We start from the raw sequence: 15388 nt of genomic DNA on the forward strand, positions 1-15388 counted from the left end.
TTGGAGATGTCTTTCCAAGCGCTCGTTTTTGAACCTGCCTTGCGCAAGAGTGAAAAACGGATCGAGGCTAGCCATGAGGGAACCAAGCAGCTTTTCCCTTGCTGTGTCGGGCAGGGGTCGTCTGCTGAATCCGGCAACCTCGGCCACTGGGGTGGTCCGGGACTTTAAGCAAGACTACCTGGCCGACATCGAACGGCTGAACGCAAAGTTGGAGGAAAAAGGGTGCAACAGGCGAAGGACTTTCTGGACGAGAGCGAGGCACTGCATGCCGTTATGGCCGACTTGTCGGCCAACCAATGGGAAACGCCGACGCAGTTCAAAGGGTGGACGCTGAATGACGTGCTTGTCCACTTGCACTACTGGAACCAGATGGCCGATCTGTCGCTGCAGGACCCGGATGCCTTCACGACCCGCATCGGCGCTTTGTTCGTCAAAGCCAAGGCTGAGGGGCTGCGCACTGCAGAAAACGAGGCAATCGCACTGCGCGGAGTTGAGCTGCGCGATGCATGGCGGGCGCTGTATACCGACATCGGAAATCGTTGGGCTGATCTTGACCCCAAGCACAGGGTTAAATGGGCCGGGCCGGATATGTCCGTGCGCTCATCGATCACCGCTCGCCAGATGGAGACGTGGGCACATGGGCAAGAGGTGTTCGACATCCTTGGCGTCGAACGGGTCGAAAAGGACCGGATCAAAAATGTCGTCATCCTGGGCGTCAACACTTTTGGCTGGGCCTATCAGGTCAATGGAAAGCCTGTGCCAGAGGCAATGCCGCGTCTGGAACTGACCGCACCGTCCGGGGCCGTATGGGAGTTTGGCGAACCGGGTGACAACCGTATCACGGGATCAGCAGTGGAGTTTGCGCAGGTCTCTGCCCAAACACGAAACATCGCGGATACCTCGCTTCGGGTTGAAGGGCCTATCGCAACCGAATGGATGTCGATCGCGCAGTGTTTTGCCGGCGGGCGGGAAACGCCACCCGAACCCGGCAGCCGCCACATTGCGTGAGTTGCAACACAGATAGGATTGCTGGTTGAATGTAAGAGGCACACCCGTCACAACAAAGCAAAACAAGGCGACAACATGCTTCAGTTCAACGTGACAAAACTGGCCGCTGGCCTGATTGTGGCTGTCATCATAGGCTGGGTTTTAATAATCGGAAAAAGCCTGCTGTTGCCTGTGCTGTTGGGTATCATCGGCATCTACATTCTGGATTCGACAGCCTCAACAATTGCAAGAGTACCCGGTTTGCGAAAAATCCCGCGCCGCGGACGACGTTTGCTGGCTCTGCTCGCGATTTTCCTGCTGTTTGTCCTGATGGGCGTGTTTCTCGAAGCAAACGCGCAGGCCGTCGCCCAGAATATCCCACGCTACAAGACCAACCTGAACGCGCTGATTGAATCCGCCATGTCCATCCTGGGGGTCAAAAAGCTACCGGACTGGTCCACGATCGAACAGACGCTGTCAGGAAAGTTTGATTTTCTGGGCTTTCTGCAGGGAACACTTTCGACGGTTCAAGGTTTCGGAACAGTTATGATGATGACAATCCTGTACATCATCTTCATCCTGACCGATCTGGACGATATGCCGGAAAAAGTTCGAAAAGCGTTTGGAGATGCCGATACGGCCGACCGGTCCCTTAAAATCGTCGCGCAGATCAACCAGAAAATCGGCAGCTACCTCAGCGCCAAAACCCTGATCAACGTTATCCTTGCGCTGATCTCTTTCGTGATCATGCTGCTATTGGGGATCGAGTTTGCCCTGTTCTGGGCCATCCTGATCGGGCTTTTGAACTACATCCCCTATTTGGGCTCGATCCTTGGGGTTCTGTTCCCGGTTATGCTCAGCCTCGTGCAATTTGGCGGCCTTTGGCACGCTGGCGTTGCTTTTGTCGCGCTGATGGCGGCTCAGCTTTTTGTGGGGAATATTCTCGAACCCCGTTTAGTCGGTAACTCAGTGAACCTGAGCGGGTTCATGGTGCTGTTTTCCCTGACAATCTGGACCTCAATGTGGGGGCTGGCCGGTACAATCCTGGCAATTCCATTGACCGCTGTCGTGATGATCATCCTGTCACAAATCCAGTCAACGCGCCCGCTGGCCATTTTGATGTCGGAAAGTGGCGAACTGGACTGATCGCCGCAACTTGCCTCAAAGCCCATCGTACAGAGGAAAGACCGTTTGCTGACCCGATCAACACAGTTGAAAGCTGTCGACCAACTTGAGGCGACTCCCGGCTTGCACTTCCGCAACCGTTAGGCGACTGCAGGGCATGGATTGTTTGAACTGTCCCAATTGCGGGTCGGAAAACCCAAAACTGCTGCAGCAGCTCAAGGTTGCGACCTGTCTTTCGTGTGGCACGACGCTGATGATCAACGATGAGCATGTTCAACTGGCCGGTGACCAAGGCATAATGCACGATGCGCCAATGTTGTTCGGGCTTGGCGATACGGTAACACTTGGCCGGACGTCAGTGCGGATTCTGGGTCATGCACGGTATTCCTATGGCCGCGGTTTTTGGGATGAGTTCTGCGGTGCCGATGACGCCGGCGCGACTTACTGGATCTCTGTGGATGAAGGCGATGTCGTGATGCAGACGCGTTTGCATGGTCAGGACGTGCCCAAATCCCCTCCACCTTTTAGGCCAGGTGAGACGCTCGACTTTGATGCCGCCACCTTTACCGTAACCGAGGTCGAAACTGCAGAGTGCATCGCCCTGCGCGGACAGTTTGACGAAGCGCTTCAGGTCGGTGAGCGCCACGATTTCGTCAACGCGTCAGCCGGAGACGAAGCCCTGTTGTCCGGTGAGTTTTGGGCAGATAGTGCCCTGTGGTTCTATGGCCGCTGGTATGACCCCTTTGACATTAAGGTTGAACGCAACGCATGACCCGGAATCCCGAGCTTGTTTCGATCAACTGCACCAGCTGCGGCGCTGGTCTGGATGTGCTGGGCGGGGGCAGGGTGGTTGTGCAGATCTGCCCCTATTGCGGATCTGAGCTGGACGCTCAGGACAACTATCGTACCTTGCGTCAGTTCACAGGTTTGAAACGGCCCGAGACTCCATTCTCGCTGGGTCAAAAAGGTACTCTGTACGGTGTGGAGTTTACGATCATCGGCTTGATGGAACGTCAGGAACGATGGGCCGGTCGGCTGTACAGCTGGGTCGATCATCAGTTGTTTTCCCCAACCCACGGGTATGCCTGGCTGACAGTGGATAACCAGCATCTGGTGTTCACCCGACGCTATCGCGGATCTGCCTGGATGTCCGAGCAATGGGTGGAGACCGCAGATTATCCGCCCACGGTTACGACCGAATATGGGCGTTTCAAGTATTACGAAACCGCCACAAGCTCGATCACCTATGTCGAAGGTGAGTTCACCTGGCGACCGAAGGTTGGCGAAAAGACCACCACCATCTCGGCCATGTCCGAGGATGCGATGCTGGATTTCTCGACGACCGGGTCCGAGCGTGAAATCTATCGTTCGGTCTACGTTCCGAAAGAACAGGCCGAGGCCGCATTTGGGGTCGACCTGAACCTCAAGCCATATCGCGTGCATCCGTTGCAGCCGTTTGCAAAAGGCCCCAATTATGGGTTTCTGCGGAATGCGGCGTTTGTCTTTGCTGCGATCTGCCTGATGATGGCGTTCGTTTTGACAACACGCACGGGGTATCCGGTGATGCGTGATTTCAACGTAGACTTCCGGAACCTGCCGGTCGAGATTCCGATCCCATTGCAGGCCGACAGTCAACTGACCCGGATTTCGTTTCTTGGGGATGTGCGAAACAGCTGGGCCTATCTCGATCTCGAACTGCGCGACCCGACGGGTGAACCTGTATTCGAGGCCGGGCGCATGATCGAATACTACACCGGGCGGGACGCGGACGGAACGTGGGGTGAAGGGTCGCAACGCGCCAGTCTGACATTCCGGCCGGAACAGACCGGCAACTACACCTTGGTGATGGATGTGCCAGAGCAGGGCGTGTGGAATGACCGAATGGCGGACCGGGTGCCAAGCCGGCCCTTTAGTAACTTGCGGGTTGATGTGACCTCAGGCCTGTCCAGCGGGCTCTGGGCTCTGGCGTTGGCAGGCGCGTTCGGGCTGTTGTTCCTGTTTCAGTTCGGGCGTAAACACCTGCATCAACGCGCAAGGTGGTCCGGCACGGATTGGGTGGACGAGGAGTAGCAGTGACACTGTTCAGGATCATATTCATCGTCATCTCGACCACGGCAATTGCAGCCTCGGGCTATGTCGCCTGGCATGGCTATGGGGCCCAAAGCCGCGATTTGGACACCTCTGTCCGGGTTGGCAGCGGTGGCGGCGGGTACTATCGATCAAATCGAATAAAATAACGAGGAACCAATGGATTATATTGCGGCAATTCAAATTGCAGAGATCATAAGCACCGTATTCTATACCATTCTGGGCGTGTCGCTGATGTGGGGCGTTTGGAAAGTGATCGATTGGATGACGCCGTTTTCGGTCGTGCATGAGATTGAGAAGGACCAGAACATCGCCCTCGCGATCCTGATAGGGCTGTTGTTTGTAGCGGTGTCCATTATCATTGCGGCTGTCATCCTGTCATGACACCGGACCGCGCGGTCGAGGCGCGCGCCGCGTGGCTTTTGACTGCAACCTTCCTGGTCGCCGTTGCAGGCCTGATCTATGAGCTGATTGCCGCGACGCTCTCCAGTTATCTGCTGGGCGACTCTGTGCGGCAGTTTTCGCTGGTGATCGGGATCTTTCTGTCAGCGATGGGTGTAGGGGCCTGGCTTTCGCGTTTCGTGACACACGCATTTTCGGGCTTTGTCTGGGCGCAGATCCTGCTGGGGATCGTCGGCGGGTTTATGGCACCCGTGCTTTTTCTGAATTATGCTTGGATGGGGCAAGTGGCTCTGCCGCTTTACGCAGCGCTGATTGCAATCGGCATCTTGTCGGGGATGGAAATCCCGCTGATTGCCCGCGTGTTGGAACAGATTGGCGCCCTGAAGTTCCGGTTCGAAAACGTGCTGAGTGTGGACTACATCGGCGCTCTGGTCGCCTCACTGGCATTTCCCTTGCTGGTGATCCCACATCTGGGGTTGATGTCCGCCAGTCTGGCCTTTGGTGGGTTGAACCTTGCCGTGGCGGGGCTGTCCTTGCTGTTGTTCCGGGAATGGGCGACGCGGGTGCAGGTGGCAGTCTGGGCGCTGGCCTTCGCCGCCACTCTGGTCGCCTTGTGGCATTCGGAACGGCTGGTTTCCGTGACCGAGGCCGAGCTGTTCGAAGATGACATCATCCTGACCGAAGCCACGCCCTATCAGCAGATCACTGTGACCCGGTATCGCGACCGGGTGCGCCTGTTTCTGAACCACTCTATCCAGTTCGACTCTCTGGACGAGCATCGCTATCACGAGCCGTTGGTGCATCCGGCGATGGCGCTGGCTCCACGACGGGACAGCGTGCTGATCCTGGGCGGCGGCGATGGCATGGCCGTGCGCGAGGTGCTGCGTTATGGGGACGTTCAGACCGTAACTCTGGTGGACCTCGATCCGCGAGTAACCGAGCTGTTCCGCGATCATCCTGAGCTTTCGGTTCTGAACGACAACGCGTTGCGCGATCCACGGGTGACCGTTGTCAACGAAGATGCATGGCAATTTCTAGAACGTGACACGGGTCTTTATGACGTCGTCATCATCGATTTACCCGATCCCAAGTCGATTGCACTGTCACGACTTTACACCCGGCAATTCTATGGGCTGCTGGCAGAGCGGTTAAGCGGGCAGGGGGTCTTTGTCACACAAGCCGGATCGCCGTTCTTTGCGCGGCAGGCGTTCTGGTCCGTGGTCGAAACGATTGAGAGCAGCCGCAATCCGCAGCAGCCGGGGCAGGGGATGCAGACCATCCCGTATCACAGCTATGTGCCCAGCTTTGGCGAATGGGGCTTTGTCCTGGCCTCGTTCGAACCGATACGGGATCGGCGGATCAGACTGCCCGATGGTTTGAGCTATCTTAATGCTGATGTCTGGCGTGCGGCGCAGGTTTTCGGTGGCGATATTGACCGGCTTGATGCACTGCCCAACACGCTGCAATCGCACGCACTGATCGGGTATTATCTGGATGGGTGGGACTACTGGTTCCGGTAAACCGTGTGAAATCTGGGGGTAGGGGGCGGACCCAATTGCTTCGATCACCCCACAAAACTTAGTTTTATCAGACCCTTGTCGAAGAATTTTTCCAATTACTAAAAATTTAGTTTGACAGATGCGCAACAAATCGCTGATGCTGATCGCCATCCGGTTCGCGCCGGAAACCATAATCTTTGGGAGGAGACAGATGCGGAGACATCTACTTTCCGCAGTGGCGGCGGCTGCCGTCATTGCGGGGCACGGTCCCGTTTGGGCCGACGAAGCCGCAGCACAACGTTGGATTGACGACGAATTCCAGCCATCGACCCTGTCGAAAGACGAACAGATGGGTGAGATGAAGTGGTTCATCGAAGCTGCACAACCCTACGCCGGCATGGAAATCAATGTCCTGTCCGAAGGTATCCCGACCCACTCGTACGAGTCCGAGGTCCTGACCAAGGCGTTCGAGGAAATCACCGGCATCAAGGTCAACCACCAGATCTTGGGTGAAGGCGAAGTTGTTCAGGCCGTTCAGACCCAGATGCAGACCGGACGGAACCTGTATGACGGCTATGTCAACGACAGCGACCTGATCGGCACGCATTCGCGCCTGCAACTGGCCTATAACCTGACCGAACAGATGGGCGGCGATTGGGCGGCGACGACATCGCCGACGCTGGATCTGGATGACTTCATGGGCATTCAGTTCACGACCGGCCCGGACGGCAATCTGTATCAACTGCCAGACCAGCAGTTTGCGAACCTGTACTGGTTCCGCAAGGACTGGTTCGATGACGAAGCCAACAAGGCCGCGTTCAAAGAGAAGTATGGCTATGACCTCGGCGTCCCGGTCAACTGGTCAGCCTATGAGGACATCGCCGAATTCTTCACCAATGACGTGAAGGAAATCGACGGCGTGGCGATCTATGGCCATATGGACTACGGCAAACGCGCGCCTGACCTGGGCTGGCGCATGACCGACGCGTGGCTGTCGATGGCCGGTGCCGGAGACGTGGGCGAGCCGAACGGCGTTCCCGTCGACGAATGGGGCATCCGCATGGAAGCGGGCACCTGTAACCCTGTTGGTGCATCCGTTTCGCGCGGTGGTGCTGCAAACGGTCCGGCTGCGGTCTATGCGATCCGCAAATGGGACGAATGGCTGCGCAACTATGCGCCTCCGGGTGCGGCGTCTTATGACTTTTACCAGTCGCTGCCGGCGCTCAGCCAAGGCAACGTGGCCCAGCAGATCTTCTGGTACACCGCCTTCACCGCCGACATGGTGAAGCCGAAGTCCGAAGGCAACAACACCGTGGATGACGAAGGCACGCCGCTGTGGCGGATGGCGCCCAGCCCACACGGTCCTTACTGGGAAGACGGCCAGAAGGTTGGTTATCAGGACGTGGGGTCGTGGACCTTCCTGAAATCTACACCTTCGGATCGTGCCCAGGCCGCGTGGCTGTACGCTCAGTTCGTGACGTCCAAGACTGTTGACGTGAAGAAGTCCCACGTGGGTCTGACCTTCATCCGCGACAGCTCGGTCAACCACGAGTCGTTCACCGAACGCGCGCCCAAGCTGGGTGGTCTGGTTGAGTTCTATCGCTCGCCTGATCGTGTGGCATGGTCGCCGACCGGCATCAACGTGCCGGATTATCCGAAGCTGGCCCAGATCTGGTGGCAGCAGATCGGTGACGTGAACTCGGGTGCCTTTACACCGCAAGAGGCGATGGACCGTCTGGCAGAAGAGATGGACATCACCATGGCCCGGATGCAGGCCGCGGATGAAAGCGCCGGTGTTTACGGTGGTTGCGGTCCGCGCCTGAACGAGCCGCAAGATGCGTCTTTCTGGCTGGAAAAGGCAGGTTCGCCGAAAGCGAAGCTGGAGAACGAAAAGCCGCAGGGCCAGACCGTCAACTATGACGAACTGGTGGCGCGCTGGCAGGCTCAGTAAGTCCCTGACAACCGGGGATGCCGGCTGCGGCATCCCCACCCCTAAGACCAGTGCCAAGCGCTGCAGGACCGGAACCCACGGACATGATCGAACTTCAAGACGCGACCAAGCGGGTCGGTAACGTCATCCATATCAAACCCACATCCCTGACGCTGCAAACCGGCCATTTCAACGTGCTGTTGGGGGCGACCGGATCGGGCAAAACCTCTCTGATCAAGATGATGGCCGGGCTGGACCCGATTGCTTCGGGCAAGGTCTTTATGGACGGGCAGGATGTGACACGGTTGAACACGCAAAAGCGGCAGATCAGCCTGGTGCACCAATTCTTTGTGAATTACCCGCATATGACCGTGTTCGACAATATTGCCTCGCCGCTGCGCGTGGCAGGCATGGCAAAATCCGAAATAGAAGGCCGCGTGGAGGAGGCCGCCGATCTGCTGCAACTGCGCCCGATGCTGCACCGCCGCCCGCATGAACTGTCGGGCGGGCAGCAACAACGCACCGCGCTGGCGCGTGCCATTGCGAAAGAGAGCCGCGCGGTGTTCCTGGACGAACCGCTGGCCAACCTCGATTACAAGCTGCGCGAAGAATTGCGCGAGCAGTTGCCCGACCTGTTTGCAGGGCGCGGGGCCGTGGTGGTCTATGCAACTTCGGAGCCGGAAGAGGCACTGCTGCTGGGCGGTTACACGGCGTTGATGGAGGATGGTCGCGTGACGCAATTCGGTCCGACCGCCGACATCTATCGCAACCCCGAAAACCTTGCCGCTGCGCGGGTGTTTTCCGATCCGCCGATCAACGTGGCCCGCATCACCGTCTCCGGCGCGCAAGCGCAATTGGCCGGGGGAGGGGGCTGGACCGTCCCCGAGATGGCCGATGGCGAGTACATGGTCGCCGTACGGCCGCACCGGGTCACGCCGACCCGTACATCCGACGCGGATGTGGAGCTGACGGGCCGGGTGATCGTGACCGAATTGTCGGGTTCGGATTCCAGCGCGCATTTCCGCCACGGCGCGGATGACTGGGTGTCTCTGGCTGCAGGCGTGCATCCTTATCAGGTCGGTGAGGATCACAGTTTCTACATGAACCCGGCGCATTGCCGGTATTTCGGCCAAGACGGCCAAAGGGTCGCGTGACATGGCACAGATCAAGCTTTCAAACCTGCGACACAGCTATATGCCCGCGCCAAAAGGCCCCGAGGATTACGCGCTGAAGGAAATCGACGTAACGTGGCGCGACGGCGGGGCATATGCACTGCTGGGGCCATCAGGCTGCGGCAAGTCGACGTTACTGAACATCATCTCGGGTCTGCTGACCCCGTCCGAAGGGCAGATCCTGTTCGACGGTCAGGACGTGACCGCCTTGCCCCCCGATCAGCGCAACATTGCGCAGGTTTTCCAGTTCCCGGTGATTTACGACACGATGACCGTGGGCGAAAACCTGGCCTTTCCACTGAAGAACCGCGGTGTCGATCCGGCGACGATAAAACGTCGCGTCGATGAGATCGCCGAGATGTTGGACGTCACGGATATGCTGAGTACCCGCGCCAGCGGTCTCAGCCCGGACAACAAGCAGAAGATCTCGATGGGGCGCGGTCTGGTCCGCGATGATGTGAACGCAGTGATGTTCGATGAGCCGCTGACCGTGATCGACCCGCATCTGAAATGGAAACTGCGGTCCAAGCTGAAAGAGCTGCATCAGCGTGTGCAGGCCACGATGATCTACGTGACCCACGACCAGACCGAAGCCCTGACCTTCGCGGACGAGGTGGTTGTGATGCAGGAAGGCGAGGTGGTGCAGATCGGTACGCCGGTGGAACTGTTCGAGCGCCCTCAGCACACATTTGTGGGCCATTTCATCGGATCACCCGGCATGAACGTTCTGCCTTGCGAGGCCAAAGGCGATCGCGCCGTTTTCGAAGGCCATGAGGTGATGCTGGAAGGCCCAACCCATGGCGACGGAGGCCGCACCGATCTGGGTATCCGCCCAGAATATGTGGGCTTTGGCGACACTGGTATTCCGGCGCACGTGACCAAGGTGTCCGACATCGGCCGCCACTATGTGGTCAGCGCCATGGTGGGCAATACGGCCCTCAAAGCCGTGACGGAACATGAGGTGCCAGAGCCGGGATCCGAGGTCTTCCTGCAATTCAAACCTGAACAATCCCGCGTCTATCGCGATGGCTGGATTGCAACCGAGGAGCGGGCACAATGAGAACGGAAAACCAAAAGGCGTGGTTCTTTGTCCTGCCGGTGCTGGCACTGGTCGCGTTCAACGCGCTGGTGCCGATGATGACAGTGGTCAACTATTCGGTGCAGGAAACCTTTGGCAACAACCAGTTCTTCTGGGAAGGGCTGGGGTGGTTCGAGCAGATTCTGCGGTCGGACCGCTTTCAGGCGGCCCTCGGTCGGCAGTTCCTCTTTACCTTCCTGATCCTGCTGATCGAGGTGCCCCTTGGCATCATCGTCGCGCTGTCCATGCCGCGCAAAGGGTTATGGGTGCCGGTGTGTCTGGTGCTGATGGCCTTGCCGATGCTGATCCCGTGGAACGTGGTCGGCTCGATGTGGAACATCTTTACCCTGCCGAAAATTGGTCTGATGGGGTACTTCCTGAATGACGTGCTGGGCATCAACTATGACATGACGCAACAGCCGCTGTCGGCCTGGATCACCATCGTCGTCATGGATGTCTGGCACTGGACGTCGCTGGTTGTTCTGCTGTGCTATGCGGGCCTCGTGTCGATCCCGGACGCCTATTATCAAGCCGCCAAGATCGACGGTGCCAGCCCTTGGTCGGTGTTCCGCTATATCCAGCTGCCCAAGATGAAAACCGTCCTGACCATCGCCGTTCTGCTGCGCTTTATGGACAGTTTCAACATCTATACCGAGCCCTTCGTTCTGACCGGCGGTGGCCCCGGCAACTCAACGACCTTGCTGTCGATCGACCTTGTGAAGATCGCGCTGGGACAGTTCGACCTTGGCCCTGCGGCCGCGATGAGCCTGATCTATTTCGCCATCACGCTGCTGGTCTCTTGGGTCTTCTACACTCTGATGACAAAGGATGACGCGCAATGAAGAAGCGGTCCATCATCCCGATCCTCTATATCGCGTTCCTGATGCTGCCGATCTATTGGCTGGTGGCGATGTCCTTCAAGACCACGAACGAGATCCTGTCGGGATTTTCCCTTTTTCCCCAGACCTTTACGCTGGAGAATTACATTACCATCTTCACCGATCCGACGTGGTACTGGGGCTACATTAACTCGATCATCTATGTGACTATAAACACGGTGCTTTCAGTCTGTGTTGCTCTGCCTGCGGCCTATGCGTTCTCGCGCTATCGGTTTCTGGGGGACAAGCAGCTGTTCTTCTGGCTGCTGACCAACCGGATGGCCCCGGCGGCCGTGTTCGCCCTGCCATTCTTCCAGCTGTATTCGTCGATCCACCTGTTCGACACCTATCTGGCTGTGGCGCTGGCGCACACGCTGTTTAACGTGCCGCTGGCGGTGTGGATCCTAGAAGGCTTCATGCGTGGGATTCCAAAAGAACTGGACGAGACAGCCTATGTCGACGGCTATTCCTTCCCGCGCTTTTTCGTGACGATCTTTTTGCCCAACATCAAAGCGGGTGTCGGCGTCGCAGCCTTCTTCTGCTTCATGTTCTCGTGGGTCGAGATGCTACTGGCCAAGACGCTCACCGCAGTCGAGGCGAAACCCATCGCCGCCGTGATGACCCGTACCGCCTCCAGCGCGGGGTATGAGCTGGGCCTCCTGGCCGCTGCCGGGACTCTCACCATCATCCCCGGAGCAATCGTCATCTGGTTTGTCCGCAACTACATCGCTCGCGGGTTCGCGATGGGACGTGTATGAGGAACGATATGCGTAAACTTCTTCTCTCTCTCTTTTTCCTGCCCTCCATGGCCGTGGCTCAACAGGCCGGGTGGGGCAGCGTCGGTCAGCAAGAGGAAAAGGGCTTTTCCTGGACCGATCCGCTGTGGCCCGATTTCTGGATGGCCTGGACGTCGGCCACGCTGGCGCTGTTTGTCGGCATTTTTTCCGCCATTGCCCTGATCGGTGTGCTGGAAGGGTTCAAGTATCGCGACGGTATCGAACGACGCGGCGTGCTGGGACTGACCACCACTTTGGGCGACCGGTTGTTTATCACCCTGCTTGGCTCGGTCTATATCTTCCTGGCCTGGCTGGGGCTGGTGGGCCAACCGGTCTGGACCCCTCTGTTCCTCTCTATCGGCTGGGGCGTTTTTGTCTTCTGGAAAGTTTAAGCTTTGCGAAACTTCAAAAGGATGCTTGTCTGTCTGGCATAACAAAAATGGCGACACCGAGATCGATGCGAAAGAAAAAGACAACAAACCTGCTGACCGAAGTTGAGCTTGAGTTCATGAACGAACTCTGGGCGCTGGGTCGGGGCTCGGTCCGTGATGTCCTTGATCGCCTGCCACCTGATCGCAATCTGGCCTACACATCCGGCGCGACCATTCTGCGCATCCTTGATGACAAAGGGTTTGTTGAAAGCGAAAAGAGTGGCAAGTCTTTGATTTATAAGCCTCTGCTGGAAAAGGACAGGTACCAGTCGCGGTCGCTGCAGAACCTTTCCCGGACACTGTTTGACGACACACCCGCGACGCTGGTTGCAAGGCTGGTCGACGATGAGGGGCTGACAGAAGACGATCTGGAGGAAATTCGAGCACTGGTAGAGAGGAGACTGCAAAATGACAGCGGTTAAACCGGTTCTCGATGCGTTTCTCGAGTTCAACGTTGTGCTTGGATTGTCAGCACTGATCTGGCTGGTAATGCGTGGGGCCGTTGCCCTCACACCCATGCGATACGGCTTTGTTGCTCAGCTTCGTTCTCTCAAGATACTCTGCATCTGCGTTTTGCTCAGCCCGGTTCTGGCGATCGGTGTTTCAGGTTTTGTCAGTCAGGTATGGCCCGGACGCGTTGTCTCGCTGGGGGATATCGCCGTGGCGGCCTATTTGCGCGGCGAAATTGCCATGCCAGCCGCGCAGTTCGAAACCCTCCTGAATACGCGTGAACGCTGGGTCGATTACATGCTGTCTGGCGCTTCTGTCTTTGTGACTTGCGCGTTGATTGTGCTGGCCTTGGTGGCGACTGTTTTGGCAATTCGGGTTGCCCGCAATGCGCTTGCAATACGTAGTGCCGTGCGGTCCAGCTTTCTTTGGCGGCAGTCGGCCAAGGTGGACATTCGTCTTTCGGATCGGGTCACCGTGCCCTTTGCGGTGCGTGGCCTTCGTCGCCGCCACGTCGTTTTGCCAAGCCATTTGCTGAACTCGCCACGCGATTTGCGCTTTGCGCTGGCACATGAATTCCAGCACATACGCGCGCTGGACGTGGAATGGGAACTGGGTTTCGAGCTACTGCGCCCAGTACTGTTCTGGAACCCGGCATATCTGGTCATGAAGCATCAATTTGACCGCCTTCGCGAATTGGCCTGCGATCAGTCCGTCGTGTCGCGCAAAGGGATTGACGCATCCGACTACACCGCGTGTCTACTGGACTACTGTACACGATCGGTAAAGCTAAAAGGTCCCCGCATTCTTCATGTTGCCTTGGTCAACGGATCCAAAACGAAGCATGTTTTGCGTCAGCGTGTGATTGCCCTTGCAGCTGCGCCCATGACGACAACCCAATTGTCAGCTGTTTTCCTTGGTTTGACGCTTTCGTTGGTTGTTGTGCTTGCCATTGGTTCCGCCTCGGTACGCCAAACTCAGGATTGGAGCCATGATCGCCTGATGCTTTCCACGGTTGTAAATCTGGAACGGCTGGAAGCCCGGAATCAGGCGAATTGATGGGCCTTAAGCAACGTCCAACACAAGCTGGAGATTTCGCATTCGCGGTCTTAGTCTGCAAATCTAGTCTTCTCAGTTGGTCGTTGGAGATTCCCTGAACGTCCAGATTCGGATAGCAATTCACCGCCTTTTCATCCTGCTTCAACGCAACTTTGCCACAGATAGAGCATCGTCCGGATTGGGTTGAAGCTGATATTCGTACGGCCTGTCTCGGCGTTGAATACAAAGCTGACTTAGCAAGTATGGACTGGGGGTAAAAACGGCCAAAGTCGGCAATGCCCACGTCGGCCGCATACACTAGGTTTCGCTCTGAAGAGCGCAGAAGAGTTCAAGGGGCGACCTGTTTACGTTTAGCTTTTGCCAACGAGTTTAAGTACAATCCGAAATTAACATAACTACTATTATGAGAAAAGTAATTCGGAACAGGGTGGGTCACAAACGAAGTGCGAATTTTTCATGAAAGGCTAAAATTTCGCGGCAAGAACGGATCTTCAGGCAATTCCATTATGGGAAAACGCGGACTACCTTATGCCGGAAAGGAATTGAATGACCATGGACATTCGCCAAGTTGAAACTTTTCAGGCCGTCATGACCTATGGCACAACTGCTCGCGCCGCCGAAGTTCTAGGGCTTTCGCAACCTGCTGTGAGCAAGGCAATTTCGGCTTTGGAGCGATCCATCGAGTTCAAACTTTTCGATCGCCACAAGGGCCGCTTGGTCCCCACTGCCGAGGGCCAGCTTTATTTTCGCGAAGTTCAGGCCGCCTTTGTTGGCATCGCAAAACTCCGCAGTGCGGCAGCGCGAATTCGAAACTATGGATCGGGCGACATACGAGTTGCCTGCCGGTCCGCTTTGTCTACAAGTTTTGTTCCGACCGCCGTAAGTGCGTTCAAGAAAAAAGCGCCGGGAGTTGCCATAACACTCCACGTCGCGTCGTCATCGACGATCCGAGATATGGTTGCGGCAGACCAGATCGATATTGCACTTGTTGCGGATGAAGTAGATGTTTCAGGTGTCGAAGCCGTTACGTTTAATGATGCGCCCGCGGTTGTCGCGCTACCGCCCGAGCACCCGTTGGCGGCGCGCGATGTGATTGCGCCGTCCGACTTGCATGACATCGACTTTATCACTTTGGCGCCAGAGGATACCACAAGACGAGCTGTCGAAGCGCTTTTTGCCAAGCACAACGTGACCCCGAAGGTCGTGGCAGAGACGTCTTATTCCGCAACAATATGCGCCCTGGCCTTGGGGGGTGCAGGTTGTGGTATCGTTCACCCGTTCGCCACGGTAGGGTTTGTGGAACGTGGCCTTGTCACGCGACCAATGGTACCTTCGGTCCTCATCAGAACCCTGCTTTTGTTCCCACCAAGACAGAAATCAGAGCTAGTGAAGCTTATGCAGGATTGCTTCAAGGAACAGAACGAACGCGAAGCTCGGTCTAAACAGCCTCTTGGCTGACGCAATAGTTCTATTCGCATGTCCTGTTTTGCCGCATGGCGCGTAGCCATGATTGCGG

General features: G+C 57.0%; 16 protein-coding genes. All 16 read left to right on the forward strand.

Annotation, left to right across the window (positions count from 1 at the left end):
• Positions 1-222 precede the first annotated feature (222 nt).
• The 16 genes from J7416_RS13680 (at position 223) to J7416_RS13755 (ending at position 15330) form a co-directional block, all read left to right on the forward strand.
• Positions 223-1008, forward strand: coding sequence for a TIGR03084 family metal-binding protein (locus tag J7416_RS13680; RefSeq protein ID WP_209225455.1), 786 nt, complete (start codon positions 223-225; stop codon positions 1006-1008).
• Between the two features lie 75 nt (positions 1009-1083).
• A complete protein-coding gene (locus tag J7416_RS13685) occupies positions 1084-2133 on the forward strand; it encodes an AI-2E family transporter (protein ID WP_209225456.1) in 1050 nt (349 codons plus the stop codon).
• 136 nt (positions 2134-2269) lie between these two features.
• Positions 2270-2884, forward strand: a complete 615-nt coding sequence (locus tag J7416_RS13690; protein WP_209225458.1) for a DUF4178 domain-containing protein — start codon at positions 2270-2272, stop codon at positions 2882-2884.
• On the forward strand, positions 2881-4182 hold the full coding sequence (locus J7416_RS13695; RefSeq protein WP_209225459.1) for a DUF4178 domain-containing protein: 1302 nt from the start codon (positions 2881-2883) through the stop codon (positions 4180-4182). Before J7416_RS13690 ends, J7416_RS13695 begins: the two co-directional genes overlap by 4 nt.
• A gap of 2 nt (positions 4183-4184) precedes the next feature.
• Positions 4185-4349 (forward strand): hypothetical protein, encoded by a 165-nt coding sequence (locus tag J7416_RS13700; RefSeq protein ID WP_209225461.1) that lies wholly within the window; start codon positions 4185-4187, stop codon positions 4347-4349.
• Between the two features lie 10 nt (positions 4350-4359).
• Positions 4360-4584 (forward strand): DUF350 domain-containing protein, encoded by a 225-nt coding sequence (locus J7416_RS13705; RefSeq protein ID WP_209225462.1) that lies wholly within the window; start codon positions 4360-4362, stop codon positions 4582-4584.
• On the forward strand, positions 4581-6122 hold the full coding sequence (locus tag J7416_RS13710; RefSeq protein ID WP_209225464.1) for a polyamine aminopropyltransferase: 1542 nt from the start codon (positions 4581-4583) through the stop codon (positions 6120-6122). The genes J7416_RS13705 and J7416_RS13710 overlap by 4 nt, the downstream gene beginning before the upstream one ends.
• Positions 6123-6312: 190 nt before the next feature.
• Entirely contained in the window at positions 6313-8052 is a 1740-nt protein-coding gene (locus tag J7416_RS13715) for an ABC transporter substrate-binding protein (RefSeq protein WP_209225465.1), read from the forward strand.
• A gap of 83 nt (positions 8053-8135) precedes the next feature.
• A complete protein-coding gene (locus J7416_RS13720) occupies positions 8136-9185 on the forward strand; it encodes an ABC transporter ATP-binding protein (protein WP_209225467.1) in 1050 nt (349 codons plus the stop codon).
• Between the two features lies 1 nt (position 9186).
• Complete coding sequence (locus J7416_RS13725) at positions 9187-10263, forward strand: ABC transporter ATP-binding protein (protein ID WP_209225469.1); 1077 nt, start codon at positions 9187-9189, stop codon at positions 10261-10263.
• Complete coding sequence (locus J7416_RS13730) at positions 10260-11123, forward strand: sugar ABC transporter permease (protein WP_209225470.1); 864 nt, start codon at positions 10260-10262, stop codon at positions 11121-11123. The genes J7416_RS13725 and J7416_RS13730 overlap by 4 nt, the downstream gene beginning before the upstream one ends.
• Positions 11120-11917 (forward strand): carbohydrate ABC transporter permease, encoded by a 798-nt coding sequence (locus J7416_RS13735; protein WP_209225472.1) that lies wholly within the window; start codon positions 11120-11122, stop codon positions 11915-11917. The genes J7416_RS13730 and J7416_RS13735 overlap by 4 nt, the downstream gene beginning before the upstream one ends.
• Positions 11918-11925: 8 nt before the next feature.
• Entirely contained in the window at positions 11926-12327 is a 402-nt protein-coding gene (locus J7416_RS13740) for a DUF2160 domain-containing protein (RefSeq protein WP_209225473.1), read from the forward strand.
• 65 nt (positions 12328-12392) lie between these two features.
• A complete protein-coding gene (locus J7416_RS13745) occupies positions 12393-12788 on the forward strand; it encodes a BlaI/MecI/CopY family transcriptional regulator (protein ID WP_209225805.1) in 396 nt (131 codons plus the stop codon).
• Positions 12775-13872, forward strand: coding sequence for a M56 family metallopeptidase (locus J7416_RS13750; RefSeq protein WP_209225475.1), 1098 nt, complete (start codon positions 12775-12777; stop codon positions 13870-13872). Before J7416_RS13745 ends, J7416_RS13750 begins: the two co-directional genes overlap by 14 nt.
• A gap of 546 nt (positions 13873-14418) precedes the next feature.
• Positions 14419-15330 carry a LysR substrate-binding domain-containing protein gene (locus J7416_RS13755; protein ID WP_209225476.1) on the forward strand — a complete coding sequence of 304 codons (912 nt, stop codon included), beginning with the start codon at positions 14419-14421 and terminating at the stop codon, positions 15328-15330.
• Positions 15331-15388 lie beyond the last annotated feature (58 nt).

This window comes from Ruegeria sp. R14_0 (assembly GCF_017743975.1).
Lineage (GTDB): Bacteria > Pseudomonadota > Alphaproteobacteria > Rhodobacterales > Rhodobacteraceae > Ruegeria.

Bases quoted from the DNA above. Each gene is read 5' to 3' on its own strand.
- J7416_RS13685 (WP_209225456.1), top strand. From the start codon at position 1,084: ATGCTTCAGTTCAACGTGACAAAACTGGCCGCTGGCCTGATTGTGGCT.
- J7416_RS13690 (WP_209225458.1), top strand. From the start codon at position 2,270: ATGGATTGTTTGAACTGTCCCAATTGCGGGTCGGAAAACCCAAAACTG.
- J7416_RS13695 (WP_209225459.1), top strand. From the start codon at position 2,881: ATGACCCGGAATCCCGAGCTTGTTTCGATCAACTGCACCAGCTGCGGC.
- J7416_RS13705 (WP_209225462.1), top strand. From the start codon at position 4,360: ATGGATTATATTGCGGCAATTCAAATTGCAGAGATCATAAGCACCGTA.
- J7416_RS13710 (WP_209225464.1), top strand. From the start codon at position 4,581: ATGACACCGGACCGCGCGGTCGAGGCGCGCGCCGCGTGGCTTTTGACT.
- J7416_RS13715 (WP_209225465.1), top strand. From the start codon at position 6,313: ATGCGGAGACATCTACTTTCCGCAGTGGCGGCGGCTGCCGTCATTGCG.
- J7416_RS13720 (WP_209225467.1), top strand. From the start codon at position 8,136: ATGATCGAACTTCAAGACGCGACCAAGCGGGTCGGTAACGTCATCCAT.
- J7416_RS13725 (WP_209225469.1), top strand. From the start codon at position 9,187: ATGGCACAGATCAAGCTTTCAAACCTGCGACACAGCTATATGCCCGCG.
- J7416_RS13730 (WP_209225470.1), top strand. From the start codon at position 10,260: ATGAGAACGGAAAACCAAAAGGCGTGGTTCTTTGTCCTGCCGGTGCTG.
- J7416_RS13735 (WP_209225472.1), top strand. From the start codon at position 11,120: ATGAAGAAGCGGTCCATCATCCCGATCCTCTATATCGCGTTCCTGATG.
- J7416_RS13740 (WP_209225473.1), top strand. From the start codon at position 11,926: ATGCGTAAACTTCTTCTCTCTCTCTTTTTCCTGCCCTCCATGGCCGTG.
- J7416_RS13745 (WP_209225805.1), top strand. From the start codon at position 12,393: ATGCGAAAGAAAAAGACAACAAACCTGCTGACCGAAGTTGAGCTTGAG.
- J7416_RS13750 (WP_209225475.1), top strand. From the start codon at position 12,775: ATGACAGCGGTTAAACCGGTTCTCGATGCGTTTCTCGAGTTCAACGTT.
- J7416_RS13755 (WP_209225476.1), top strand. From the start codon at position 14,419: ATGACCATGGACATTCGCCAAGTTGAAACTTTTCAGGCCGTCATGACC.